This window comes from Pseudomonas umsongensis, from assembly GCF_002236105.1.
Classification (GTDB): domain Bacteria; phylum Pseudomonadota; class Gammaproteobacteria; order Pseudomonadales; family Pseudomonadaceae; genus Aquipseudomonas; species Aquipseudomonas umsongensis.
Window position 1 is genome coordinate 495,601 of record NZ_NIWU01000002.1, and the last position, 25,153, is coordinate 520,753.

General features: G+C 59.3%; 21 protein-coding genes. 20 read left to right on the forward strand and 1 reads right to left on the reverse strand.

From position 1 onward, the window contains the following. The first annotated feature begins 11 nt into the window (after positions 1-11). The 19 genes from uppS to ispD all read left to right on the forward strand — a co-directional run bounded on the left by uppS (position 12) and on the right by ispD (position 22,953). Entirely contained in the window at positions 12-767 is a 756-nt protein-coding gene (uppS, locus tag PSUM_RS12545; protein WP_020799865.1) for a polyprenyl diphosphate synthase, read from the forward strand. After that, complete coding sequence (locus PSUM_RS12550; RefSeq protein WP_033041572.1) at positions 767-1,573, forward strand: phosphatidate cytidylyltransferase; 807 nt, start codon at positions 767-769, stop codon at positions 1,571-1,573. Before uppS ends, PSUM_RS12550 begins: the two co-directional genes overlap by 1 nt. After that, the gene (gene ispC, locus PSUM_RS12555) at positions 1,570-2,760 is read left to right on the forward strand and encodes a 1-deoxy-D-xylulose-5-phosphate reductoisomerase (RefSeq protein ID WP_083348325.1); all 1,191 of its coding nucleotides are present in this window, start codon (positions 1,570-1,572) and stop codon (positions 2,758-2,760) included. The genes PSUM_RS12550 and ispC overlap by 4 nt, the downstream gene beginning before the upstream one ends. A gap of 35 nt (positions 2,761-2,795) precedes the next feature. Beyond that, complete coding sequence (gene rseP / locus PSUM_RS12560) at positions 2,796-4,148, forward strand: RIP metalloprotease RseP (RefSeq protein WP_033041570.1); 1,353 nt, start codon at positions 2,796-2,798, stop codon at positions 4,146-4,148. Positions 4,149-4,220: 72 nt separating this feature from the next. Then, positions 4,221-6,596, forward strand: coding sequence for an outer membrane protein assembly factor BamA (gene bamA / locus PSUM_RS12565; RefSeq protein WP_020799861.1), 2,376 nt, complete (start codon positions 4,221-4,223; stop codon positions 6,594-6,596). Positions 6,597-6,641: 45 nt separating this feature from the next. Then, a complete protein-coding gene (locus PSUM_RS12570; protein ID WP_008057318.1) occupies positions 6,642-7,145 on the forward strand; it encodes an OmpH/Skp family outer membrane protein in 504 nt (167 codons plus the stop codon). Positions 7,146-7,148: 3 nt separating this feature from the next. After that, on the forward strand, positions 7,149-8,204 hold the full coding sequence (lpxD, locus tag PSUM_RS12575; RefSeq protein WP_020799860.1) for a UDP-3-O-(3-hydroxymyristoyl)glucosamine N-acyltransferase: 1,056 nt from the start codon (positions 7,149-7,151) through the stop codon (positions 8,202-8,204). 108 nt (positions 8,205-8,312) lie between these two features. Continuing rightward, a complete protein-coding gene (gene fabZ, locus PSUM_RS12580) occupies positions 8,313-8,753 on the forward strand; it encodes a 3-hydroxyacyl-ACP dehydratase FabZ (RefSeq protein WP_007940511.1) in 441 nt (146 codons plus the stop codon). Beyond that, on the forward strand, positions 8,750-9,526 hold the full coding sequence (gene lpxA / locus PSUM_RS12585; protein WP_020799859.1) for an acyl-ACP--UDP-N-acetylglucosamine O-acyltransferase: 777 nt from the start codon (positions 8,750-8,752) through the stop codon (positions 9,524-9,526). The genes fabZ and lpxA overlap by 4 nt, the downstream gene beginning before the upstream one ends. 2 nt (positions 9,527-9,528) lie before the next feature. Further along, complete coding sequence (gene lpxB / locus PSUM_RS12590; protein WP_020799858.1) at positions 9,529-10,659, forward strand: lipid-A-disaccharide synthase; 1,131 nt, start codon at positions 9,529-9,531, stop codon at positions 10,657-10,659. 11 nt (positions 10,660-10,670) lie between these two features. Beyond that, positions 10,671-11,297: a ribonuclease HII gene (gene rnhB, locus PSUM_RS12595; RefSeq protein ID WP_033041566.1), complete on the forward strand. Its 627-nt coding sequence runs from the start codon at positions 10,671-10,673 to the stop codon at positions 11,295-11,297. 77 nt (positions 11,298-11,374) lie between these two features. Continuing rightward, positions 11,375-14,896, forward strand: a complete 3,522-nt coding sequence (gene dnaE, locus PSUM_RS12600) for a DNA polymerase III subunit alpha (RefSeq protein ID WP_020799856.1) — start codon at positions 11,375-11,377, stop codon at positions 14,894-14,896. Between the two features lie 140 nt (positions 14,897-15,036). Further along, complete coding sequence (locus PSUM_RS12605) at positions 15,037-15,984, forward strand: acetyl-CoA carboxylase carboxyltransferase subunit alpha (RefSeq protein WP_008057327.1); 948 nt, start codon at positions 15,037-15,039, stop codon at positions 15,982-15,984. A 126-nt stretch (positions 15,985-16,110) separates the two neighbouring features. Further along, positions 16,111-17,439: a tRNA lysidine(34) synthetase TilS gene (gene tilS, locus PSUM_RS12610; RefSeq protein ID WP_033041153.1), complete on the forward strand. Its 1,329-nt coding sequence runs from the start codon at positions 16,111-16,113 to the stop codon at positions 17,437-17,439. A 274-nt stretch (positions 17,440-17,713) separates the two neighbouring features. Then, positions 17,714-19,345: a CTP synthase gene (pyrG, locus tag PSUM_RS12615; RefSeq protein WP_020795983.1), complete on the forward strand. Its 1,632-nt coding sequence runs from the start codon at positions 17,714-17,716 to the stop codon at positions 19,343-19,345. 5 nt (positions 19,346-19,350) lie between these two features. Continuing rightward, positions 19,351-20,196 (forward strand): 3-deoxy-8-phosphooctulonate synthase, encoded by an 846-nt coding sequence (gene kdsA / locus PSUM_RS12620; protein ID WP_020795984.1) that lies wholly within the window; start codon positions 19,351-19,353, stop codon positions 20,194-20,196. A 156-nt stretch (positions 20,197-20,352) separates the two neighbouring features. After that, entirely contained in the window at positions 20,353-21,642 is a 1,290-nt protein-coding gene (gene eno / locus PSUM_RS12625; protein WP_008057334.1) for a phosphopyruvate hydratase, read from the forward strand. A 328-nt stretch (positions 21,643-21,970) separates the two neighbouring features. Next, positions 21,971-22,249 carry a cell division protein FtsB gene (gene ftsB / locus PSUM_RS12630; RefSeq protein WP_008057335.1) on the forward strand — a complete coding sequence of 93 codons (279 nt, stop codon included), beginning with the start codon at positions 21,971-21,973 and terminating at the stop codon, positions 22,247-22,249. Then, entirely contained in the window at positions 22,246-22,953 is a 708-nt protein-coding gene (ispD, locus tag PSUM_RS12635) for a 2-C-methyl-D-erythritol 4-phosphate cytidylyltransferase (RefSeq protein ID WP_020795985.1), read from the forward strand. The genes ftsB and ispD overlap by 4 nt, the downstream gene beginning before the upstream one ends. Before the next feature lie 77 nt (positions 22,954-23,030). Here the strand turns inward: ispD and PSUM_RS12640 are convergent, their stop codons facing one another. Next, entirely contained in the window at positions 23,031-23,927 is an 897-nt protein-coding gene (locus tag PSUM_RS12640; protein WP_020795986.1) for a LysR family transcriptional regulator, read from the reverse strand. 107 nt (positions 23,928-24,034) lie between these two features. On the opposite strand from PSUM_RS12640, the gene PSUM_RS12645 reads away from it, so the two are divergent. Then, positions 24,035-25,147, forward strand: coding sequence for an S-(hydroxymethyl)glutathione dehydrogenase/class III alcohol dehydrogenase (locus PSUM_RS12645; protein WP_033040729.1), 1,113 nt, complete (start codon positions 24,035-24,037; stop codon positions 25,145-25,147). Positions 25,148-25,153 lie beyond the last annotated feature (6 nt).

The following is a 25,153-nucleotide window of genomic DNA, read 5'->3' on the forward strand; positions in this document are numbered from 1 at the left end:
TTCGCGCTTTCATGGAAAAGACCAAGCAGGTTGCACCGTCCACGGTGCCGCGCCATGTCGCGATCATCATGGATGGTAATAATCGCTGGGCGAAAAAACGCTTTATGCCGGGTGTCGCCGGGCATAAAGCGGGTGTGGATGCGGTGCGCGCGGTCATCGAGGTGTGTGCCGAGGCGGGGGTCGAGGTGTTGACCTTGTTCGCCTTCTCCAGTGAGAACTGGCAGCGTCCCGCCGATGAAGTCAGTGCCTTGATGGATCTGTTCTTCAAGGCATTGCGTCGAGAGGCCAAGCGCCTCAACGACAACAACATCAGCTTGCGCATCATTGGCGACCGTTCACGCTTCCATCCGGAACTCCAGGCTGCCATGCGTGAAGCCGAAGCCATGACGGCCGGCGCCAATCGCTTCGTCCTGCAGATCGCCGCCAATTACGGCGGTCAGTGGGATATCGCGCAAGCCGCGCAGCGCCTGGCGCGTGAAGTCCAGGCCGGGCACCTGCGGCCGGAAGACATCACGCCGCAGCTGCTGCAAACCTGTCTGGCCACAGGCGACCTGCCATTGCCGGACTTGTGCATCCGTACCGGTGGCGAACATCGCATCAGTAACTTCCTGCTGTGGCAACTGGCCTACGCCGAGTTGTACTTCTCCGACCTGTTCTGGCCGGACTTCAAACACGACGCCATGCGCAATGCGCTGGCCGATTTCGCATCTCGCCAGCGCCGCTTCGGTAAAACGAGCGAGCAGGTCGAGGCTGGAGCCCGGGTTTAATGCTTAAACAACGTATCATCACCGCGCTGATCCTGCTGCCGATTGCCCTGTGTGGGTTTTTTCTGCTGGAAGGTTCCGCTTTTGCGCTGTTCATCGGCCTGGTCGTGACCCTGGGTGCCTGGGAATGGGCGCGCCTGGCCGGTTTCGCTGCTCAAGCGTTTCGTGCCGGCTATGCCGCCGCCGTTGCATTGATGCTGTTCGTCATGTACATCCTGCCTGGCCTCGCGCCATGGGTGTTGGGTGCTTCGGTGCTCTGGTGGGCGGTGGCGACCTATCTGGTGCTGACCTACCCGCGCTCCAGCGAGCATTGGGCGAGCGCTGCCTGCAAGCTGGTGATCGGCCTGTTGATCCTGTTGCCGGCCTGGCAAGGCCTGGTGCACATCAAGCAGTACCCGTTGGGCAACTGGCTGATCATGGCGGTGATGGTGCTGGTCTGGGGTGCCGATATCGGTGCTTACTTCTCGGGACGTGCTTTCGGCAAGCGCAAGCTGGCGCCGCAGGTCAGCCCGGGTAAAAGCTGGGAAGGTGTATACGGTGGCCTGGCCCTGAGCCTGGTGATCACCACCCTGGTTGCCCTGGTGCGTGACTGGACAGTGGCGCAATTGTTCAAGGGCTTGATCGGCGCTGCGCTGATCGTGTTCGTCTCGGTGGTGGGTGATCTCACCGAAAGCATGTTCAAGCGCCAGTCCGGGATCAAGGACAGCAGTAATCTGTTGCCGGGGCACGGCGGCGTGCTGGACCGCATCGACAGCCTGACCGCGGCGATCCCGGTGTTCGCAGTGCTGTTGTGGATGGCTGCGCCGTGAGCCGTCCTCAACAGATTACCGTCCTGGGGGGCACGGGCTCGATCGGTTTGAGCACCCTGGATGTCATCGCCCGCCACCCTGGGCGCTATCAAGTCTTCGCCTTGAGCGGTTTCAGCCGCCTGAGCGAACTGCTGGCGCTGTGCGTGCGTCACGCCCCACAGTTTGCCGTAGTGCCTGAAACCGCAGCTGCCCGCCGTTTGCAGGATGATCTGCGCGCCGCGGGCCTGTCGACTCGGGTTCTGGTGGGGGAGGAGGGGTTGTGTCAGGTTGCTGCCGCCCCTGAAGTCGATGCGGTCATGGCGGCCATCGTCGGCGCGGCGGGCTTGCGCCCGACCCTGGCGGCCGTTGAGGCTGGCAAGAAGATCCTCCTGGCCAACAAGGAAGCGCTGGTCATGTCCGGCGCGTTGTTCATGCAGGCCGTACGCAAGAGTGGATCGGTATTGCTGCCGATCGACAGTGAGCACAACGCGATTTTCCAATGCATGCCCCGGGATATTGCCCGAGGCCTGGACGCGGTCGGCGTGCGTCGCATTCTCCTGACCGCTTCTGGCGGTCCGTTCCGGCAGACGCCCATGGCCGAGCTGGCGCATGTTTCGCCGGAGCAGGCCTGCGCCCACCCTAATTGGTCCATGGGGCGCAAGATCTCGGTCGATTCGGCCAGCATGATGAATAAAGGGCTTGAATTGATCGAGGCCTGCTGGCTGTTCGATGCCAAGCCGTCCCAGGTTGAAGTGGTGATTCACCCCCAAAGTGTGATTCATTCGCTGGTCGACTACATCGATGGCTCGGTATTGGCCCAGTTGGGTAATCCGGACATGCGAACCCCGATCGCCAATGCGCTGGCATGGCCTGAGCGAATTGACTCAGGCGTGCCGCCGCTGGACCTGTTTGCCGTCGCGCGCCTGGACTTCCAGGCGCCTGATGAAGATCGATTCCCGTGCCTGCGCCTGGCTCGGCAGGCAGCCGAGGCGGGCAACAGCGCTCCGGCGATGTTGAATGCGGCAAATGAAGTCGCCGTCGCGGCCTTTCTCGACGGACGGGTTCGTTACCTGGAAATCGCGAGTATCATCGAGGAAGTACTCAATCTCGAGCCGGTGGTTGTAGTGAATGATCTTGATGCAGTGTTCACGGCGGACGCCAAGGCGCGTGAGCTGGCCGAACAATGGTTGAGTCGTCACGGGCGGTAAGATTGCAGGCCTGGATAGGAATGCGGAGAAAATAAATGAGCGCGCTCTATATGATTGTCGGCACCCTGGTAGCTTTGGGTGTGCTGGTCACCTTCCACGAGTTCGGCCATTTCTGGGTCGCGCGACGCTGTGGGGTCAAGGTGCTGCGTTTCTCCGTAGGCTTCGGCATGCCGCTGCTGCGCTGGCACGACAAGCAGGGCACTGAATTCGTGGTGGCTGCCATTCCGCTGGGCGGCTACGTGAAAATGCTCGACGAGCGTGAAGGTGAAGTGCCGGCCGATCAGCTCGATCAATCCTTCAACCGTAAATCGGTGCGCCAGCGCATTGCGATTGTGGCGGCAGGGCCGATTGCCAACTTTTTGTTGGCGATGGTGTTTTTCTGGGCGTTGGCGATGCTCGGTACCGAGCAGGTTCGCCCGGTCATCGGTGCTGTCGAATCCGGCAGCCTTGCTGCCAAGGCGGGCCTGGGCGCCGGCCAGGAAATCATTGCTATCGACGGCGAGCCGACTTCAGGTTGGGCTGCAGTCAATCTGCAATTGGTCCGTCGCCTGGGTGAAAGCGGCTCCCTGCAACTGCTGGTTCGTGAGCAGGGATCCACCGTGGATTCGCCTCGTGAGCTGGTGTTGGACAAGTGGCTCAAGGGTGCTGATGAGCCGGACCCGATTCGTTCACTGGGTATTCGTCCATGGCGCCCGGCATTGCCGCCGGTATTGGCTGAGCTGGATTCCAAAGGTCCGGCCAAGGCTGCTGGCCTGAAGACCGGCGACCGACTGTTGGCAGTGGATGGCAAGGCGGTAGATGACTGGCAACAGGTCGTCGATACGGTCCGTATGCATCCTGATACCAAAATCATGCTGCGGGTCGAGCGTGACGGTGCTCAAATCGACATCCCCGTGATGTTGGCTGCCCGTGGCGAAAGCAAGGCGCCCACCGGTTACCTTGGGGCGGGGGTGAAAGCGGTCGATTGGCCACCAGAGATGATTCGCGAAGTCAGTTACGGGCCGTTGGCAGCCGTGGGGGAGGGGGCTCGACGCACTTGGACGATGAGCCTGCTGACCCTCGATTCGCTGAAGAAAATGTTGTTCGGCGAGCTCTCGGTAAAAAACTTGAGTGGACCGATAACCATTGCTAAAGTGGCGGGCGCTTCGGCCCAGTCGGGCGTCGCTGATTTCCTGAATTTCCTTGCTTATCTGAGTATTAGCCTGGGGGTTCTGAATCTGCTGCCCATTCCTGTGCTGGATGGGGGGCATTTGTTGTTTTATCTGATTGAGTGGGCGCGTGGTCGTCCCTTGTCGGATCGGGTGCAAGGTTGGGGGATACAGATTGGCATCAGTTTGGTAATCGGAGTGATGTTGCTCGCTCTGGTTAATGATCTGGGTCGTCTGTAACGTCGCTGAATTGCGAATCTGCCGCATTTTGCGGCAGTTTGTTTATTGCCAGTTGGAATAAGAAAGGACTTCATGAAACGTCTGCTGCTAACTGCGGTTCTCACCGTATTGATGATCGCCGAAGTTCACGCCGAGTCCTTCACTATCTCTGATATTCGCGTCAATGGCCTCCAGCGGGTCTCCGCGGGTAGCGTCTTTGGTGCTTTGCCGTTGAACGTCGGTGAACAGGCGGATGATCGACGCCTGGTGGAGTCCACTCGTGCGCTGTTCAAAACCGGGTTCTTTCAAGATATCCAACTGGGCCGCGATGGCAACGTCCTGGTCATCACGGTAGTCGAACGTCCGTCGGTTGCCAGTATCGAGATCGAGGGCAACAAGGCGATCTCCACCGAAGACCTGATGAAAGGCCTCAAGCAATCCGGTCTGGCCGAAGGCGAGATCTTCCAGCGCGCCACCCTCGAAGGCGTACGTAACGAACTGCAGCGCCAGTACGTCGCCCAGGGTCGCTACTCCGCTACCGTCGACACCGAAGTGGTGCCGCAGCCGCGCAACCGCGTTGGTTTGAAGGTCAACATCAACGAAGGCACCGTTGCAGCTATCCAGCACATCAACGTGGTAGGCAACACGGTCTTCCCTGATGAAGACCTGATCGACCTGTTCGAACTCAAGACCACCAACTGGCTGTCGTTCTTCAAGAACGATGACAAGTACGCCCGTGAAAAACTCTCCGGTGACCTGGAGCGCCTGCGTTCCTACTACCTGGACCGTGGCTACATCAACATGGATATCGCTTCGACCCAGGTGTCCATTACCCCGGACAAGAAGCACGTCTACATCACCGTCAACATCAACGAAGGTGACAAGTACACCGTTCGTGACGTGAAACTCAGCGGTGACCTGAAAGTCCCTGAAGACCAGGTCAAGTCCCTGTTGCTGGTGCAGAAAGGCCAGGTGTTCTCGCGCAAGCTGATGACCACCACGTCCGAGCTGATCACCCGTCGCCTGGGTAACGAGGGCTACACCTTCGCCAACGTCAACGGGGTTCCTCAGCCCCACGATGACGACCACACCGTAGACATCACCTTCGCTGTCGATCCAGGCAAGCGTGCCTACGTGAACCGCATCAACTTCCGTGGCAACACCAAGTCGGAAGACGAAGTACTGCGCCGTGAAATGCGCCAGATGGAAGGTGGCTGGGCGTCGACTTACCTGATCGACCAATCCAAGACTCGTCTGGAGCGCCTGGGCTTCTTCAAGGAAGTCAACGTTGAAACCCCGGCCGTACCGGGTGTCGATGACCAGGTAGACGTCAACTACAGCGTTGAAGAGCAGGCATCCGGTTCGATCACCGCCAGCGTCGGTTTCGCCCAGAGCGCGGGCCTGATCCTCGGTGGTTCGATCACCCAGAACAACTTCCTGGGTACCGGTAACAAGGTCAGCATCGGCCTGACCCGCAGTGAATACCAGAGTCGCTACAACTTCGGTTATGTCGACCCCTACTGGACTGCCGACGGCGTGAGCCTAGGTTACAACGCTTTCTATCGTACAACTGACTACGATGACCTCGACGTCGACGTTGCCAGCTATGCCGTGGACAGCCTGGGTGCAGGCGTGAGCGTCGGCTACCCGATCAGCGAGACTTCGCGCCTGACCTTCGGCCTGACGGCCCAGCAGGACGAGATCAAGACCGGTGTCTATACCGTTGACGAGATTTTCGACTTCGTTAACAAGGAAGGCGACAAGTACCTGAACTTCAAGGCTTCGGCCGGTTGGTCCGAGTCCACCTTGAACAAGGGTGTACTGGCGACGCGTGGCCATTCCCAGAGCCTCGTGCTGGAAACCACTACGCCGGGCAGCGACCTGTCGTTCTTCAAGCTCGATTACCGTGGCCAACTGTTCCAGCCTTTGAGCGACAACTACACCATGCGCCTGCACACCGAGTTGGGTTATGGCGATGGCTACGGTTCGACCGATGGCTTGCCATTCTATGAAAACTACTATGCTGGTGGTTTCAACTCGGTTCGTGGCTTCAAGGACAGCACCTTGGGTCCTCGCAGTACGCCAAGTACCGGCAAGAACCCTGGCACTGCGTTCGACCCGGACCAGGATCCGCTGCCGTTCGGTGGTAACGTGTTGATCCAGGGTGGTGTGGAAGTTCTGTTCCCGCTGCCGTTCGTCAAGGACCAGCGTTCCCTGCGTACTTCGGTATTCTGGGATGTGGGTAACGTATTCGATTCGTCGTGCTCTGATACCACCAACGCTGATGGCACGAAGTCCAACACCAAGTGCAACGACATCAGTCTGAGCAATATGGCCAGTTCCGTCGGTGTGGGTGTGACCTGGGTCACCGCACTGGGTCCTCTGAGCTTTGCGCTGGCCATGCCAGTCAAGAAACCGGATGACGCTGAAACTCAAGTGTTCCAATTCTCCCTCGGCCAGACGTTCTAAGCGTCTGCCCCAAGATAACGACAATGGATTTTGTAGGAGTGCATCGTGCGTAAGTTGACTCAATTGGTTCTCCTGGCTTCCGTACTGGTTGCAGGCCCGGCATTTGCCGACATGAAAATCGCTGTTCTGAACTATCAGATGGCTCTGCTGGAGTCGGATGCGGCCAAGAAATACGCCGTGGATGCCGAGAAGAAATTCGGCCCTCAGCTGAGCAAGCTCAAGACGCTGGAAAGCAGCGCCAAGGGCATCCAGGATCGTCTGATGGCCGGTGGCGACAAAATGCAGCAAGGCGAGCGTGAGCGTCTGGAGCTTGAGTTCAAGCAAAAGGCGCGTGACTTCCAGTTCCAGTCCAAGGAACTGAACGAAGCCAAAGCCGTTGCCGACCGTGAAATGCTGAAGCAGCTCAAGCCGAAACTGGACAGCGCTGTGGAAGAAGTCATCAAGAAAGGTGCTTTTGACCTGGTCTTCGAGCGTGGTGCAGTGATTGATGTCAAGCCTCAGTACGACATCACGCGCCAGGTCATCGAGCGCATGAATCAGCTGAAGTAATCCATGACCGTGACCATTAAGCTCGGCCAGCTGGCCGAGTTCCTCGGCGCCACGCTACGTGGCGACCCGGAGAAAGCAATTACTGGGCTAGCCACCTTGCAGGAGGCTGGCCCAACTCAGTTGAGCTTTCTCGCAAACCCCCAATACCGCAAATACCTGGCAGGCAGTCAGGCGGCAGCGTTGTTGCTCAAGACCGCTGATGCCGAAGGTTTTGCCGGCGATGTATTGGTGGTGCCTGACCCTTACGCAGCGTACGCGCGTATTTCCCACCTGTTCGACCCAAAGCCCAAGGCGGCGGCCGGAATTCATCCGACGGCGGTGATTGCGGCGGATGCGGTGGTCGATCCGACGGCGAGTATCGGTGCATTTGCGGTCATCGAAAGCGGGGCGCATATTGCTGCCGGTACGAGCGTGGGGGCGCACTGCTTCATCGGTGCCCGTAGCGTTATTGGCGAGGGAGGCTGGCTTGCCCCGCGCGTCACGCTGTATCACGACGTGCGCGTCGGCAAGCGGGTGGTGATTCAGTCAGGTGCAGTGCTTGGTGGTGAAGGCTTTGGCTTTGCCAACGAGAAAGGCATTTGGCAAAAAATCGCCCAGATTGGTGGTGTGCTGGTCGGCGACGACGTGGAAATTGGCGTTAACACCGCCATTGACCGCGGTGCGCTGGCTGATACCGTCATTGGCAACGGCGTGAAGCTCGACAACCAGATTCAGATCGCCCACAACGTCCAGGTAGGTGATCACACCGCCATGGCGGCGTGCGTGGGTATTTCCGGCAGCACCAAGATCGGCAAGCACTGCATGCTCGCCGGTGGCGTAGGGCTGGTGGGGCATATCGATATTTGCGACAACGTTTTCATCACCGGGATGACCATGGTGACCCACTCGATCACCGAGCCGGGTGCCTATTCCTCCGGTACGGCGATGCAGCCAGCCGCCGAATGGCGCAAAAGCGCGGCACGTATTCGTCAGCTCGATGACATCGCGCGACGTCTGCGACAGCTGGAAAAGCAAACAGGGGAAGTGACCCCTGGCGGTAATGCTTCATCAGATGGCTGATACCATTTCCATATCAAGTGTGCACAGCCGCTAGACTGCGTCCTTGATTTGCTAGCGGAGTGTGCGTCAGTCGCGCGCTCCCAATCTTTACATAGGCTTCCCCCCGAAATGATGGACATCAACGAGATTCGCGAATACCTGCCTCACCGTTACCCGTTCCTGCTGGTGGACCGGGTCGTGGATCTGGATGTGGAAGGCAAGCGCATTCGCGCCTACAAGAATGTCAGCATCAACGAACCGTTCTTCAATGGTCACTTCCCCGCGCATCCAATCATGCCGGGCGTTCTGATCATCGAAGCGATGGCTCAGGCTGCCGGGATCCTTGGTTTCAAAATGCTCGACGTGAAACCGGCCGATGGCACCCTTTACTACTTCGTCGGCTCCGACAAGCTGCGCTTCCGCCAGCCTGTATTGCCGGGCGATCAGCTGATCCTCGAGGCCAAGTTCATCAGCTGCAAGCGTCAGATCTGGAAGTTCGAGTGCCAGGCTTCGGTCGATGGCAAGCCGGTCTGCTCCGCTGAAATCATCTGTGCGGAACGCAAACTATGAGTTTGATCGACCCTCGCGCAATCATCGATCCGACAGCCGTCCTGGCTGACGGTGTCGAGGTCGGCCCGTGGTCGATCGTCGGCGCAGGTGTGGAAATCGGCGAGGGAACGGTCATCGGGCCACACGTTATTCTCAAAGGCCCGACCCGAATCGGTAAGCACAACCGTATCTACCAGTTTTCCTCGGTAGGTGAGGACACGCCCGACCTGAAATACAAAGGCGAGGAAACCCGCCTGGTGATCGGTGACCACAACGTCATCCGCGAAGGCGTGACGATTCACCGTGGAACCATCCAGGATCGTTCAGAAACGACTCTGGGCGATCACAACCTGATCATGGCCTATGCGCACATCGGTCACGACAGCGTTATCGGCAACCACTGCATCCTGGTCAACAACACGGCGCTGGCCGGCCACGTACACGTGGATGACTGGGCGATCCTGTCCGGTTTCACCCTGGTTCACCAGTACTGCCACATCGGCGCCCACAGCTTTTCCGGCATGGGGACCGCCATTGGCAAGGACGTCCCGGCCTATGTCACGGTGTTCGGCAACCCGGCTGAAGCCCGTAGCATGAACTTTGAAGGCATGCGCCGTCGCGGTTTCAGCGAGGACGCGATCCACGCCCTGCGTCGTGCCTACAAGGTGGTCTATCGCCAGGGGCTGACGGTTGAGCAAGCGCTCGCCGAACTGGCCGAGTCCTCTGCCCAGTTCCCGGAAGTGGCAGTGTTCCGCGACTCCATACAGTCCTCGACCCGCGGCATCACCCGCTAATCATGGCCAATCTGCGTATTGCGCTGGTGGCGGGCGAGGCTTCCGGCGACATTTTGGGTGCGGGTCTGATGCGTGCGCTCAAGGCGCGCCATCCGGTGGTCGAATTCATCGGTGTCGGCGGCCCATTGATGCAGGCAGAAGGCCTGGTGTCCTATTTTCCCATGGAACGCCTGTCGGTCATGGGCCTTGTCGAAGTGCTGGGTCGGTTGCGTGAATTACTCAAACGCCGAAAAAAGCTGGTAGCCGACCTGATCGCCGCGAAGCCGGATGTCTTCATCGGTATCGACGCCCCGGACTTCAACCTCAATATCGAACTAAAGCTGCGTCAGGCCGGGATCAAGACTGTGCATTACGTCAGCCCGTCCGTCTGGGCGTGGCGCCAGAAGCGCGTGCTGAAGATTCGCGAAGGTTGCGACCTGATGCTCACGCTGTTCCCGTTCGAAGCGAAATTCTACGAAGAGAAAGGCGTGCCCGTGCGGTTTGTCGGGCATACCTTGGCCGATGCCATTCCGCTGGAAGCCGACCGCGCTGCTGCGCGGGCCGAACTGGGATTGCCTGACGGGCCGTTGGTTGCGTTGATGCCCGGTAGTCGTGGCGGCGAAGTCGGCCGTCTCGGCGCCTTGTTTCTCGATACGGCCCAACGCCTGCGGGCCCTGCGCCCCGGAGTGCGGTTTGTCGTGCCTTGCGCGAATCCGCAACGCCGGGCACAGCTTGAAGAGCTGTTGGCCGGTCGCGATTTGCCGCTGACCTTGCTCGACGGCAAGTCCCATCTGGCGCTGGCGGCGTGCAACGCTGTGCTGATTGCCTCCGGTACAGCAACCCTTGAAGCGTTGTTGTACAAGCGACCGATGGTCGTAGCCTATCGCCTGGCACCGCTGACGTTCTGGATTCTAAAGCGCATGGTGAAAAGCCCCTACGTGTCCTTGCCGAACCTGCTGGCCCAACGCCTGTTGGTGCCTGAGTTGTTGCAGGACGATGCGACAGTTGAAGCGCTGGCCCAAACCTTGTCGCCACTGATCGAAGGTGGTGAAGAGCAAACCCGCGGTTTTGATGAAATTCACCGGACCCTTCGTCTGGATGCCTCCAACCAGGCTGCGGATGCAGTGCTGAACCTGATCGACCCGGTAAAATGAGTAAAGAAAGTATGCAGATGGGGCTGGATTTCACCTTGGTCGCGGAGGTTGAAGAATTGGTAGCCGGAGTCGATGAAGTCGGTCGCGGGCCGCTCTGTGGCGCGGTGGTGACGGCGGCGGTGATCCTTGATCCGAATCGTCCGATCCTCGGTCTCAACGACTCGAAGAAACTCACCGAAGCCCGACGCGAAAAGCTCTTCGACGAAATCTGCGAAAAAGCCCTGAGCTGGTGCATTGCCCGCGCCGAAGTCGAAGAGATCGACGAGCTGAACATCCTTCACGCCACCATGCTGGCCATGCAGCGCGCGGTTGCCGGGCTGCACATCCAGCCGAAACTGGCGATGATCGACGGCAACCGTTGCCCGAAATTACCGATGCGCGCCGAAGCCGTGGTGCAGGGCGATGGCAAGGTACCGGCCATCGCCGCGGCATCGATTCTGGCCAAGGTCAGTCGTGACCGTGAAATGGCGGCTTTCGAGTTGATCTACCCCGGTTACGGCATCGGCGGACACAAAGGCTACCCGACGCCCGTTCATCTGGAAGCGCTGGCACGCTTGGGTCCGACTCCGATTCACCGCCGCTCGTTTGCTCCGGTACGGCTGGCTTATGAGGCTCGGGAGAGTCTCATCGAGAGTTAGTTGTAAGGCTGATTTTTTTTACCAAGGCCCGGTACAATCCGGGCCTTGTTGTTTTCATGACTTAACGCAGGATCACTATGCCGGCTTCATTCGTTCACCTACGCCTGCACACTGAATACTCCCTGGTCGACGGTCTGGTGCGGATCAAACCGCTGGTCAAGACCCTGGTCGGCATGAACATGCCTGCCGTAGCGGTCACTGACCAGAACAACATGTGTTCCCTGGTCAAATTCTATAAAAACGCCATGGGTGCCGGGATCAAGCCGATCTGCGGCGCTGACCTGTGGCTGTCGAACAAGGACCCGGATAACCCCCTGAGCCGGATCAGCCTGCTGGTGATGAACGCCGCGGGTTATCGCAACCTCACCGAATTGATTTCTCGCGGGTTCATCGAGGGTCAGCGCAATGGCTCGATCATCATTGAGCGCGAATGGGTGGCCGAGGCCAGCGATGGCCTGATCATGCTGTCTGCGGCCAAAGAGGGCGAGATCGGCCAGGCCATGCTCAGTGGTAACCCGCAAGAAGCGGAAAACCTGGCGCGTGAATGGATGGCCGTGTTTCCGGATCGCTTCTATCTGGAAATCCAGCGCACCAACCGCCCCAACGATGAAGAACAACTGCATGGCGCCGTGGCGTTGGCCGAGAAAATCGGCGCACCGCTGGTCGCGACCAACGACGTGCGTTTCCTCAAACAGGAAGATTTCGCCGCCCACGAAACCCGCGTGTGCATCGGCGAGGGCCGTGCCCTCGACGACCCGCGACGATCGAAGAACTACAGCGATCAGCAGTATCTCAAAAGCGCCGAGGAAATGGCCGAGCTGTTCAGCGACATTCCCGAGGCGCTGGAAAACACCGTCGAGATCGCCAAGCGCTGCAACATCGAGGTCAAGCTGGGCACGCACTTCCTGCCCAATTTCCCAATCCCCGATGGCATGACCATCGATGAGTATTTCCGCAAAGTTTCGTTCGATGGCCTGGAAGAGCGGCTCTCCGTCCTGCTGCCCAAGGACACCACCGAAGACTATGAGGCCAAGCGTCAGGTCTACGTCGACCGGTTGAATTTCGAGCTGGATATCATCATCCAGATGGGCTTCCCCGGTTACTTCCTGATCGTGATGGACTTTATCCAGTGGGCGAAGAATAACGGCGTGCCGGTAGGCCCCGGCCGGGGGTCGGGTGCCGGCTCGCTGGTGGCCTACGTGCAGAAGATCACCGACCTCGACCCGCTGGAATATGACCTGCTGTTCGAACGTTTCCTTAACCCGGAACGGGTCTCCATGCCCGACTTCGACGTCGACTTCTGCATGGACGGTCGCGACCGGGTGATCGACTACGTGGCTGAAAAATACGGCCGTAACGCCGTAAGCCAGATCATCACCTTCGGTTCCATGGCGGCGAAAGCGGTGGTCCGTGACGTGGCGCGGGTGCAGGGCAAGTCCTACGGCCTGGCGGATCGCCTGTCGAAGATGATCCCGTTCGAAGTTGGCATGACCCTGGAAAAGGCCTACGAACAGGAAGAGATCCTGCGTGACTTCATCAAGGTCGATGAAGAAGCCGCAGAAATCTGGGAGATGGCCCGCAAACTTGAAGGCGTTGTGCGAAACGTCGGCAAGCACGCCGGTGGCGTGGTGATCGCGCCGACCAAACTGACGGACTTCTCGCCGATCTATTGCGACGAAGCCGGCGATGGCCTGGTAACCCAGTTCGACAAGGACGACGTGGAGGCGGCCGGCCTGGTGAAGTTCGACTTCCTCGGCCTACGAACCCTGACGATCATCGACTGGGCGCTGAAGACCATCAACCGCGACCGCGCCAAGGTCAACGAACCGCCGCTGGACATTGCGTTCATCCCGCTGGACGACAAACCGACCTATCAGCTGCTGCAAAAAGCTGAAACCACCGCGGTGTTCCAGCTTGAATCGCGCGGCATGAAAGAGCTGATCAAAAAGCTCAAGCCCGACTGCCTCGAAGACCTTATCGCATTGGTGGCCCTGTTCCGTCCGGGCCCGCTGCAATCGGGCATGGTGGACGACTTCATCAACCGTAAGCACGGTCGCGCCGAGCTGGCGTACCCGCACTCCGACTATCAGTACGAAGGCCTCAAGCCCGTATTGGCCCCGACCTACGGCATCATCCTGTATCAGGAACAGGTGATGCAGATCGCCCAGGTCATGGCCGGCTACACCCTCGGCGGTGCGGACATGCTGCGTCGGGCGATGGGTAAGAAAAAGCCCGAGGAAATGGCCAAGCAGCGCGGCGGTTTCATTGAAGGTTGTGCCACCAACAACATCGATGCGGACCTTGCCGGTAACATTTTCGACCTGGTAGAAAAATTCGCCGGTTATGGCTTCAACAAATCCCACTCCGCGGCCTATGGCCTGGTGTCATACCAGACCGCGTGGCTGAAAGCGCACTACCCGGCACCGTTCATGGCCGCAGTGCTCTCGGCGGACATGCACAACACCGACAAGGTCGTGACCTTGATCGAAGAAGTGCGCACGATGAAGCTGCGTCTCGACGCGCCGGACGTGAACACTTCCGAGTTCAAGTTCACGGTAAACGACGAAGGTCGGATCATCTATGGCCTGGGCGCAATCAAGGGGGTGGGCGAGGGCCCGGTAGAGGCGATCACCGAGGCGCGGCTGGACGGTCCCTTCAAGGACCTGTTCGATTTTTGTGCCCGGGTTGACCTCAAGCGCATCAACAAACGGACCCTCGACGGCTTGATCCGCAGCGGTGCGCTGGATCGCCTGGGGCCGTACTTCCATGACGAAGCCAAAGCCTACCAGGCCAATATCGACCGTAACCGCGCGGTCTTGCTGACCGCGATGGAAGAGGCAATCAAGGCCGCCGAGCAAACTGCCCGGACCCACGACAGCGGCCATGCCGACCTGTTTGGCGGGCTGTTCGTGGAAGAAGACGCTGACGTCTACGCCAATCATCGCAAAGCCAAGGAACTGACCCTCAAGGAACGTCTCAAGGGCGAGAAAGACACCCTGGGCCTGTACCTGACCGGTCACCCGATCGACGAATACGAAGGCGAAATCCGCCGTTTCGCCCGCCAGCGCATCATCGACCTCAAGCCGGCGCGCGATACCCAGACCGTTGCCGGCATGATCATCGCCCTGCGGGTGATGAAGAATAAAAAGGGCGACAAGATGGGCTTCATCACCCTCGACGACCGTTCGGGGCGGATCGAAGCATCGCTGTTTGCCGATGCGTTCCATTCCGCGCAATCGCTGTTGCAGACCGATGCGATGGTGGTGGTCGAAGGCGAAGTCAGCAACGACGACTTCTCCGGCGGCCTGCGGTTACGGGTCAAGCGGGTGATGAGCATGGAAGATGCGCGCACCAACCTGGCCGAAAGCCTGCGCCTGAAGCTGCATGCCAAGGATCTCAAGGGCGATCAGCTACGCTGGCTGGGTGAGCTGTTGAAGCGTCACCGCGGTGCGTGCCCGATTACCATGGACTACACCAGTCCCGATGCGAAAGCCTTGCTGCAGTTCGGCGAAGGCTGGCGAATCGACCCGGCGGATGCGTTGATTCAAGCCCTGCGTGACCAGTTCGGGCGAGACAACGTCTTCCTCCAATACCGTTAAGGTCAGGGTGACATTACGCAACCCTGGGCTTGAGCAGAATTTTTAATCTCGACCTTAGCGCGCCTCTCCCTTATGGTAGGGCGCGAATAGACAACCGGCCGGCCCAAGCTCCCTTGGACGCCGACCCAAGACGGACGCCTATGAACCCGAATTTTCTGGATTTCGAACAGCCGATCGCCGACCTGCAAGCCAAGATCGAAGAGTTGCGCTTGGTCGGTAATGACAATTCGCTGAATATCGGCGATGAGATCTCCCGCCTGCAAGACAAGAGCAGCACGTTGACCGAAGACATCTTCGGCAAGCTGACCAGCTGGCAGATCGCGCGTCTGGCGCGTCACCCGAAGCGTCCATATACCCTGGACTACATCGAACACATCTTCACCGAGTTCGATGAGCTGCACGGCGACCGCCACTTCTCCGACGACGCCGCCATCGTCGGTGGTATTGCCCGTCTGGAGGACCAGCCTGTGATGGTCATCGGCCACCAGAAAGGCCGCGAAGTACGCGAAAAAGTTCGCCGTAACTTCGGCATGCCGCGTCCGGAAGGCTACCGCAAGGCTTGCCGCCTGATGGAAATGGCCGAGCGTTTCAAGATGCCGATCCTGACCTTCATCGACACCCCGGGCGCCTACCCCGGCATCGACGCCGAAGAGCGTAACCAGAGCGAAGCGATTGCCTGGAACCTGCGCGTGATGGCGCGCCTGAAAACCCCAATCATCGCCACCGTGATCGGTGAGGGTGGTTCCGGTGGTGCGCTGGCGATCGGTGTTTGCGATCAGCTGAACATGCTGCAGTACTCGACCTACGCGGTGATCTCGCCGGAAGGTTGCGCATCGATCCTGTGGAAAACCGCCGAGAAAGCCCCGGACGCCGCTGAAGCCATGGGCATCACCGCCGAGCGCCTCAAAGGCCTGGGTATCGTGGATAAAGTGATCGGCGAGCCCCTGGGTGGCGCTCACCGTGACCCGGCGGCTGCGGCTGCATCGATCCGTGCCGAGCTGAGCACGCAACTGGCGATGCTGAAGAAGCTCGACCACAAGGCGCTGTTGGATCGTCGTTACGAGCGTCTGATGAGCTACGGTCTGTAACAGACCTCGCGGTACCCTTGTAGGAGCTGCCGCAGGCTGCGATCTTTTGATCTTGCTTTTTCAAGATCAAAAGATCGCAGCCTGCGGCAGCTCCTACAGTGGATTTATGTGAAGTGATCGATCTCTATGAATCCTTTCAATATCGATCTATCTGCCAGGCTCCTGCTGAATCTGAAACCCTGGCGCAATGCCCCAGCTTGGCACATCGCATTCTCTGGTGGCCTCGACTCCACCGTCCTGCTGCACCTGCTCGCACAGCTCGCCAAAACCGAATCCCTGCCGGCGCTCAGTGCCATCCATGTCCATCACGGCCTTCAGGCTGTGGCCGACGCATGGCCGGATCACTGTCAGTCGGTCTGTGGTGCGTTGGGCGTGCCGCTGCACGTCGTCCGCGTGCAAGTGCAACCCGGCGCCAGCCTCGAGCGAGCCGCCCGCGATGCACGATATGCGGCGTTCAGTGAGGTCACTCAAGCCGATGAAGTGCTGCTGACGGCCCAGCACCGTGACGATCAGGCGGAAACCTTGCTGTTTCGCTTGTTGCGCGGCGCCGGGGTAAGGGGTCTGTCGGGGATGCCGCGCCAGCGTCCTCTGGGAAAAGGGCATCTGTTGCGACCCATGCTCGATGTTACGCGCGCTGAGCTGGAAGCCTATGCATCGGAACACAAGCTGAGCTGGATCGAGGATCCTTCCAATCAAGACCGGCAGTTCTCGCGCAATTACCTGCGTCATCAGGTGTTCCCGGCATTGACTGCGCGGTGGCCACAGGCACTCGTGACCATGGCTCGCAGTGCTGCGCATCTCAGTGAGGCGCAGGGATTGCTCGATGATCTTGCGCAAATCGACTTGAGCCAGGCGAACACGCCAAGTGATTTCGATTGGCTGGGTCTGCCGTCGCTCGACCTCGCTCCCTTGGAAAAACTCTCCGCCGCTCGCCAGCGCAATGCGCTCAGCCATTGGCTCGAACCCCTGACCCGACTGCCGGACAGTGACCATTGGTCGGGTTGGGTCGATTTACGCGATGCCACCGGCGACGCCCGGCCGATCTGGCGCCTCGCCGATGGCCAGCTGCATCGGGCGGGTGGGCGTATCTGGTGGTTATCCGGTGCCTGGTTGCGCGCGGTGCCCGCGCCTGGAGCATGGCTTGAACCCGCGCAGCCGCTGGTGTTGCCCGATAACGGCGTACTCACGCTCAGTGGACAAATCCCCGCAGGCATACTGCAGATCCGCTATCGTGAGGGGGGCGAGGTGATGGCTCTGCCGGGTCGTGGGCATCGCGATCTCAAGCGTTTGCTCAATGAAACCGCGGTGCCGCAGTTCGTGCGCGGCAGATTGCCGCTGCTGTACAAGGGCGAGCAATTGCTGGCGGTGGCGAACCTGCCGGGGTTGGACGGCAAGGCCCAGGGTGACTGGCATTTACATTGGCAACCACCAGGCGAAGATCAAGGTTTGAGCTGAAAGGGGCTTTCCGGTAGACTACGCTCCCTTCTTGATACAACTTCTGTGGATTCGCCTGAATTGCAGGAGTTGCCGATTACCAAGCAGTCTTTGCTGGGCGATTCCAAAAAATGTGTAGCGAGCAACGAACCGGTGTTTCATTTCCCGGTCTGTCCCAACGCGGCGGTTTTTTTGAAAGGTGCACTGTGATTAATGCAGGTGATCGGGGGCTTCGGCCTTCCTTCGCTTTCCCCGGCGGCTCGGACCGCTTTAACGCAGACTTCTAGGGTTTTTCATGACGCGCTACATATTCGTCACGGGCGGTGTTGTTTCTTCATTGGGGAAAGGCATTGCATCGGCATCATTGGCGGCCATCCTGGAGGCGCGGGGACTTAAGGTCACCATGCTGAAGCTGGACCCGTACATCAACGTCGACCCGGGCACCATGAGCCCGTTCCAGCACGGTGAAGTGTTCGTCACCCACGACGGCGCCGAGACCGACCTGGACCTGGGCCACTACGAGCGGTTCATCCGCACGACCATGACCCAGAACAACAACTTCACCACCGGCCGTGTCTACGAACACGTGCTGCGCAAGGAGCGTCGTGGTGACTACCTGGGTGCAACCATCCAGGTGATCCCGCACATCACCGACGAAATCAAGCGCCGCATCATCAAGGGCGCCGGCGATGCCGACGTGGCGATGGTCGAGATCGGTGGCACCGTGGGTGACATCGAGTCGCAACCGTTCCTCGAAGCCATCCGCCAGTTGCGTTTCGAAGTCGGCGCCAAGCGCGCGATGCTGATGCACCTGACGCTGGTGCCGTACATCGCCACTGCTGGCGAAACCAAAACCAAGCCAACCCAGCACTCGGTCAAGGAGCTGCGCTCCATCGGCCTGCAACCAGACGTGCTGGTGTGCCGCTCCGATCACCCGATCGATGTTTCTTCGCGTCGCAAGATCGCGCAGTTCACCAACGTTGAAGAACGTGCGGTGATCGCGCTGGAAGACGCCGACACCATCTACAAGATCCCGGGCATCCTGCACTCCCAGGGCCTGGACGATTTCGTCGTCGAACGTTTCGGCCTGCAATGCGGCGGTGCCGACCTGTCCGAATGGGAAGCCGTGGTCGACGCCAAGCTCAACCCTGAGCACGAAGTCACCATCGCCATGGTCGGCAAGTACATGGAGCTGCTGGATGCGTACAAATCGCTGATCGAAGCGATGAGCCACGCCGGTATCAGCAACCGCACCAAGGTCAACCTGCGCTACATCGATTCCGAAGACATCGAGAACCAGGGCACCGCTCTGCTCGAAGGCGTCGACGCGATCCTGGTGCCTGGCGGCTTCGGCCTGCGTGGCGTGGAAGGCAAGATCACTGCCGTCCAGTACGCTCGCGAAAACAAGGTTCCATACCTGGGCATCTGCCTGGGCATGCAGGTGGCCGTGATCGAGTTCGCTCGTAACGTGTTGGGCTGGAAAGACGCCAACTCCACCGAGTTCGATCGTGCCAGCGGTCACCCGGTCGTGGGCCTGATCACCGAGTGGGAAGATGCCACCGGCGCCGTCGAAACCCGTACCGAAGCCTCGGACCTGGGCGGCACCATGCGCCTCGGCGCGCAGGATTGCCTGCTGGAGCCGGGTTCCCTGGTCCATGACTGCTACGGCAAGGACGTGATCGTCGAGCGTCACCGTCATCGCTACGAAGTGAACAACAACCTGCTGCCGCAGATCATCGAAGCCGGCCTGAAAATCTCCGGCCGTTCCGGCGATGGCGCTCTGGTTGAAGTGGTTGAAGCCCCGGATCATCCATGGTTCGTCGCCTGCCAGTTCCACCCTGAGTTCACCTCGACGCCTCGCGACGGCCACCCGTTGTTCAGCGGTTTCGTTAAAGCAGCTTTGGCTCAACACCAGAAGAAGGCTTGAACCCCATGGCGCAGAAGATCATCCGCGTAGGCGATATCGAGATTGCCAACGACAAGCCAATGGTTTTGTTCGGTGGCATGAACGTGCTGGAAAGCCGCGACATGGCGATGCAGGTCTGTGAAGAGTACGTGAAGGTTACCCAGAAACTGGGTATCCCTTACGTGTTCAAAGCCAGCTTCGACAAGGCTAACCGTTCCTCCGTGACCTCTTACCGTGGTCCCGGCCTGGAAGAGGGCATGCGGATTTTCCAGGACATCAAGCAAGCCTTCGGCGTGCCGATCATCACCGACGTCCACGAGCCGGAGCAGGCCGCGGTCGTCGCTGAAGTCTGTGAGATCATCCAGCTGCCGGCCTTCCTGTCTCGCCAGACCGACCTCGTGGTCGCGATGGCCAAGACCGGCGCGGTGATCAACATCAAGAAAGCCCAGTTCCTCGCACCTCATGAAATGAAACACATCCTGAGTAAGTGCGTGGAAGCGGGTAACGATCAGTTGATCCTCTGCGAGCGTGGTTCGAGCTTCGGCTACAACAACCTGGTCGTCGACATGCTCGGCTTCGGCATCATGAAGCAGTTCGAATACCCGGTGTTCTTCGACGTGACCCACGCGCTGCAAATGCCTGGCGGTCGTTCCGACTCCGCCGGTGGGCGTCGCGCCCAGGTCACCGACCTGGCCAAGGCCGGCATGAGCCAGTCCCTGGCGGGCCTGTTCCTCGAAGCCCACCCGGATCCGGACAACGCCAAGTGCGACGGTCCTTGCGCCTTGCGCCTGGACAAACTGGAGCCATTCCTGGCCCAGCTCAAAGCCCTGGACGAACTGGTGAAGAGTTTTCCGACGGTAGAAACCGCGTAATCCTCAATTCTCCGGTAAAGTACCGCACGATTTAATGCTCAGGCCCTCGGGCCTGATCCTTATCGTCCGCAAGCCTGCCCGCTGCAACTCACTTGCCGACGGTAAAAGATTTCCTCTAGCTGCGTCGTTTTCGTCAACTTTGGAGTGTTTACAACAATGGCTAAAATCGTCGACATCAAAGGTCGTGAAGTTCTCGACTCCCGTGGCAATCCCACCGTGGAAGCGGATGTGCTTCTCGATAACGGCATCATCGGCAGCGCTTGCGCGCCGTCCGGTGCTTCCACTGGCTCGCGTGAAGCGCTCGAGCTGCGTGATGGCGACAAGAGCCGTTACCTGGGCAAGGGTGTACTCAAGGCCGTGGCCAACATCAACGGTCCGATCAAAGACCTGTTGAAAGGCATGGACCCAAGCGACCAGAAAGCCCTCGACCTGGCGATGATCAAGCTCGACGGTACTGAAAACAAAGGTTCCCTGGGCGCCAACGCGATCCTCGCCGTTTCCCTGGCCGCGGCCAAGGCAGCAGCACAGGACCAGGACCTGCCGCTGTACGCGCACATCGCCAACCTGAACGGCACCCCGGGTGTTTACTCGATGCCGGTTCCGATGATGAACATCATCAACGGTGGCGAGCACGCCGATAACAACGTCGACATCCAGGAATTCATGGTGCAGCCGGTTGGCGCCAAGTCTTTCTCGGAAGGCCTGCGCATGGGCACCGAGATTTTCCATCACCTCAAGGCTGTTCTGAAGGCCCGTGGCCTGAGCACTGCAGTGGGCGACGAAGGTGGTTTCGCACCTAACCTGGCTTCCAACGAAGACGCTTTGAAAGTGATCTCCGAAGCTGTGGCCAACGCCGGTTACACCTTGGGCACCGACGTGACCCTGGCCCTGGACTGTGCAGCCAGCGAATTCTACGAAGACGGCAAGTACAACCTGTCCGGCGAAGGCCAGGTGTTCACCGCTGAAGGTTTCGCCGACTACCTGAAAGGCCTGACCGAGCGTTACCCGATCATCTCCATCGAAGATGGCCTGGACGAGTCCGACTGGGCTGGCTGGAAAATCCTCACCGACAAGATCGGCGAGAAGACCCAGCTGGTAGGCGATGACCTGTTCGTAACCAACACCAAGATCCTGAAAGAAGGCATCGACAAGAAGATCGCCAACTCGATCCTGATCAAGTTCAACCAGATCGGCACCCTGACCGAAACCCTGGAAGCCATCCAGATGGCCAAGGCCGCCGGTTACACCGCCGTGATCTCGCACCGTTCGGGCGAAACCGAAGATTCGACCATTGCCGACCTGGCCGTGGGCACTTCGGCTGGCCAGATCAAGACCGGCTCCCTGTGCCGTTCCGACCGCGTTTCCAAGTACAACCAACTGCTGCGTATCGAAGAGCAGTTGAACGGTAAAGCCAAGTACAACGGCCGCAGCGAATTCCGCGGTTGATAGAGTGCCGTGCCTCGCCAATACTGCTCATTTTTGACGGTGCCTGTTGTCGTCATACTGCGTTGCCGCTCCTCGCCATAGCCAGCTATGACTCGTCGCGGCGCCTTGTCTGACAACAACAGTCACTCGTCAAAAAGGAGCGTATTGGTGAGGCACGGCACTGGCTGGTAAAAAAGACACCGGATTGTGTCGGAAAAATCGCAACAGCGACGCTTTTGCCACTAATCTGATGCCTTGAAAGCACAAGCCTGGTTCTTCCAGGCTTCGTGCTATCAGTAGCTTCACGTTTTGGTATGGCTGTCTTTTTTCACTGGATACCTGATATTCGATGCGCAGTCCCAATTGGTTGTTTCTCGTCTTGCTCCTGTTGCTGGCTGGCCTGCAATACCGCCTGTGGGTGGGTAATGGCAGTCTGGCGCAAGTGGCTGAGCTGACGCAGCAGATTGCGGATCAGCAGGCCGAGAACCAGACATTGCTGGAACGTAATCGCGTGATGGACGCGGAAGTCAGTGAGTTGAAAAAGGGCATGGAGACCGTTGAAGAGCGGGCTCGCCATGAGTTGGGCATGGTCAAGGACGGTGAAACCCTTTACCAGTTGGCGCAATGAACCTGTCTCTGCCGGCCTTCTGGGCCGTGATTCCTGCCGCGGGCGTCGGTGCCCGTATGGCCGCGGACCGTCCCAAGCAATACTTGCAACTGGGCGGGCGCACTATTCTCGAACACAGCCTTGGCTGTTTTCTCGATCATCCTTGCCTGAAAGGCCTGGTGGTCAGTCTTGCTGTTGATGATCCTTATTGGTCGAGCCTGACGCTTGCCGGCGATCCGCGTATAACACGGGTCGAGGGTGGCGCCGAGCGTTCCGGATCGGTGCTCAACGCATTGCTGCATTTGCATGCCCAAGGTGCCGATGATGAGGATTGGGTGTTGGTTCACGATGCCGCACGGCCAAACCTGAGTCGGAACGATCTGGACAAGCTGCTGGCGGAGTTGGCGGATGATCCTGTCGGTGGACTGCTGGCGGTTCCGGCGCGGGATACGCTCAAACGGGTCGACAAGCACGGTCGTGTGGTCGAAACCGTGGATCGCAGTGTGATCTGGCAGGCCTACACGCCGCAGATGTTTCGCCTCGGTGCGTTGCATCGGGCATTGGCGGACAGCCTGGTGGCTGATGCCGTGATTACCGATGAGGCTTCCGCCATGGAGTGGGCCGGGCTGGCTCCTCGCTTGATTGAAGGACGGTCGGACAACCTCAAGGTTACTCGCCCTGAAGACCTCGAGTGGTTGAGACAACGTTGGGCCAACCGCCGCTAAAAGATCGCAGCCTGCGGCAGCTCCTACAGTAGACCGCATTCAATGTAGGAGCTGCCGCAGGCTGCGATCTTTTGATCTTAGGTTCGATACTCCGGCCTCTCGGCCAACCCCTCCTTCAAATAATCCACCAGCTTGCGCACCTTCGGCGACAAATGCCGCTGCTGCGGATACAGCGCCCAAACAGCTGTATTCGGCGGTTGATGGGCTTCGAGCAACGAAATCAACGCGCCGCTTTTCAGGTGCTCCAGCACGTAATAGTCCGGCAGCTGACACAACCCCACACCCTGTAGCGCCGCGTCCAGCACCGCTTGTCCACTGTTGCACCGCCAGTTTCCCTGGACCCGCTGGGAAAATTCCCGCCCGTTCTGTTCCAGTTGCCAGAGGTCCGAACTGCCAACAAGACAATTGTGCCGGCTCAGTTCCGACAAGCTGTGAGGTCGACCATAGCGTTCCAGGTAGGACGGAGAGGCACAGAGGAACATGCGCCGAGGAGCGAGGCGCGTGGCGACCAGTCGTGAGTCCTGCAAGCGCCCCAGGCGGATCGCCAGGTCCAGGCCTTCATGCACCAGGTCGAGTTGTCGATTGCTCAGTTCGATGTCGATTCGAAGTTGTGGATAAAGCCCCATGAAGCGAGTCACCAGGGGTACTATGAAACGTTCGCCGTACGCCACGGCACAGGTCATGCGCAGCATGCCCTTGGGTTCGCTGGTCAAGTCGCCGACCGCCCGCAGGGCCTCTTCGCGGCCATCCTGCAAGCGCTGGCAATGTTGCAGGAAGGTTTGCCCGGCCTCGGTCAGCGTGACCCGGCGAGTACTGCGATAGAGCAGGCGGGTTTGCAGGCGCTCTTCCAGGCGTACGATTTGTCTACTGATATGCGAGGACGAAACTCCAAGGCGTTCAGCGGCAGCGGTGAACTGGCTGCACTCGGCGACGGCAACGAATTCGTCGATCCCTTCCCAGCGATTTTCAGACATGGAGGATTATCCCTGTACAGCAATAATATTTTGCATTTGCCTCGATTATTCATCGTTGAGGCATGTATTACACTCCCTGTCTCGTTTTTATTCACTGGAGAATCACCATGATCAAGTCGCGCGCCGCCGTTGCCTTCGAGGCCAAGAAACCTCTGGAGATCGTTGAAGTCGATGTCGCCATGCCCAAGGCCGGTGAAGTATTGCTGCGCGTGGTGGCTTCCGGTGTCTGCCATACCGATGCCTACACCCTCTCGGGCGCTGACCCGGAAGGCATTTTCCCGTCCATCCTCGGTCACGAAGGCGGGGCTATCGTCGAAGCGATCGGCGAAGGCGTGACCTCGGTGGCGGTTGGCGATCATGTGATCCCGCTGTACACCCCGGAATGCCGTCAGTGCAAATTCTGCCTGTCGGGCAAAACCAACCTCTGCCAGGCGATTCGCGCAACCCAGGGCAAAGGCCTGATGCCGGACGGCACAACTCGTTTTTCCTACAAGGGCCAGCCGATTTTCCACTACATGGGTACTTCGACCTTCTCCGAGTACACCGTGCTGCCGGAAATTTCCGTGGCCAAGATCGCCAAGGAAGCGCCGCTGGAAAAAGTCTGCCTGTTGGGTTGTGGTGTCACCACCGGCATCGGCGCCGTGTTGAACACGGCCAAGGTGAAACCGGGTGATACCGTGGCCATTTTCGGCCTCGGCGGCATTGGTTTGTCGGCCATCATCGGCGCAGTCAAAGCCAAGGCGGCACGGATCATCGCCATCGACATCAACCCGGCTAAATTCGAGATCGCCAAGCAGCTGGGTGCAACCGATTGTGTAAACCCGAAAGACTTCGACCGTCCGATCCAGGAAGTCATTGTCGACATGACCGACGGCGGCGTCGACTTTTCCTTTGAGTGCATCGGCAATGTGCAACTGATGCGTGCTGCCCTCGAGTGCTGCCACAAGGGTTGGGGCGAGTCGGTCATCATCGGTGTGGCCGGTGCTGGCCAGGAAATTTCCACCCGTCCGTTCCAGCTGGTCACCGGTCGCGTCTGGCGCGGTTCGGCGTTCGGCGGCGTGCGCGGTCGTACCGAATTGCCAAGCTATGTGGAAATGGCCGAGGCCGGTGAAATCCCGCTGGATACCTTCATTACCCACACCATGGGCCTGGAAGATATCAACAAGGCGTTTGACCTGATGCATGAAGGCAAGAGCATCCGTTCCGTCATTCATTTCTGAGGTCAG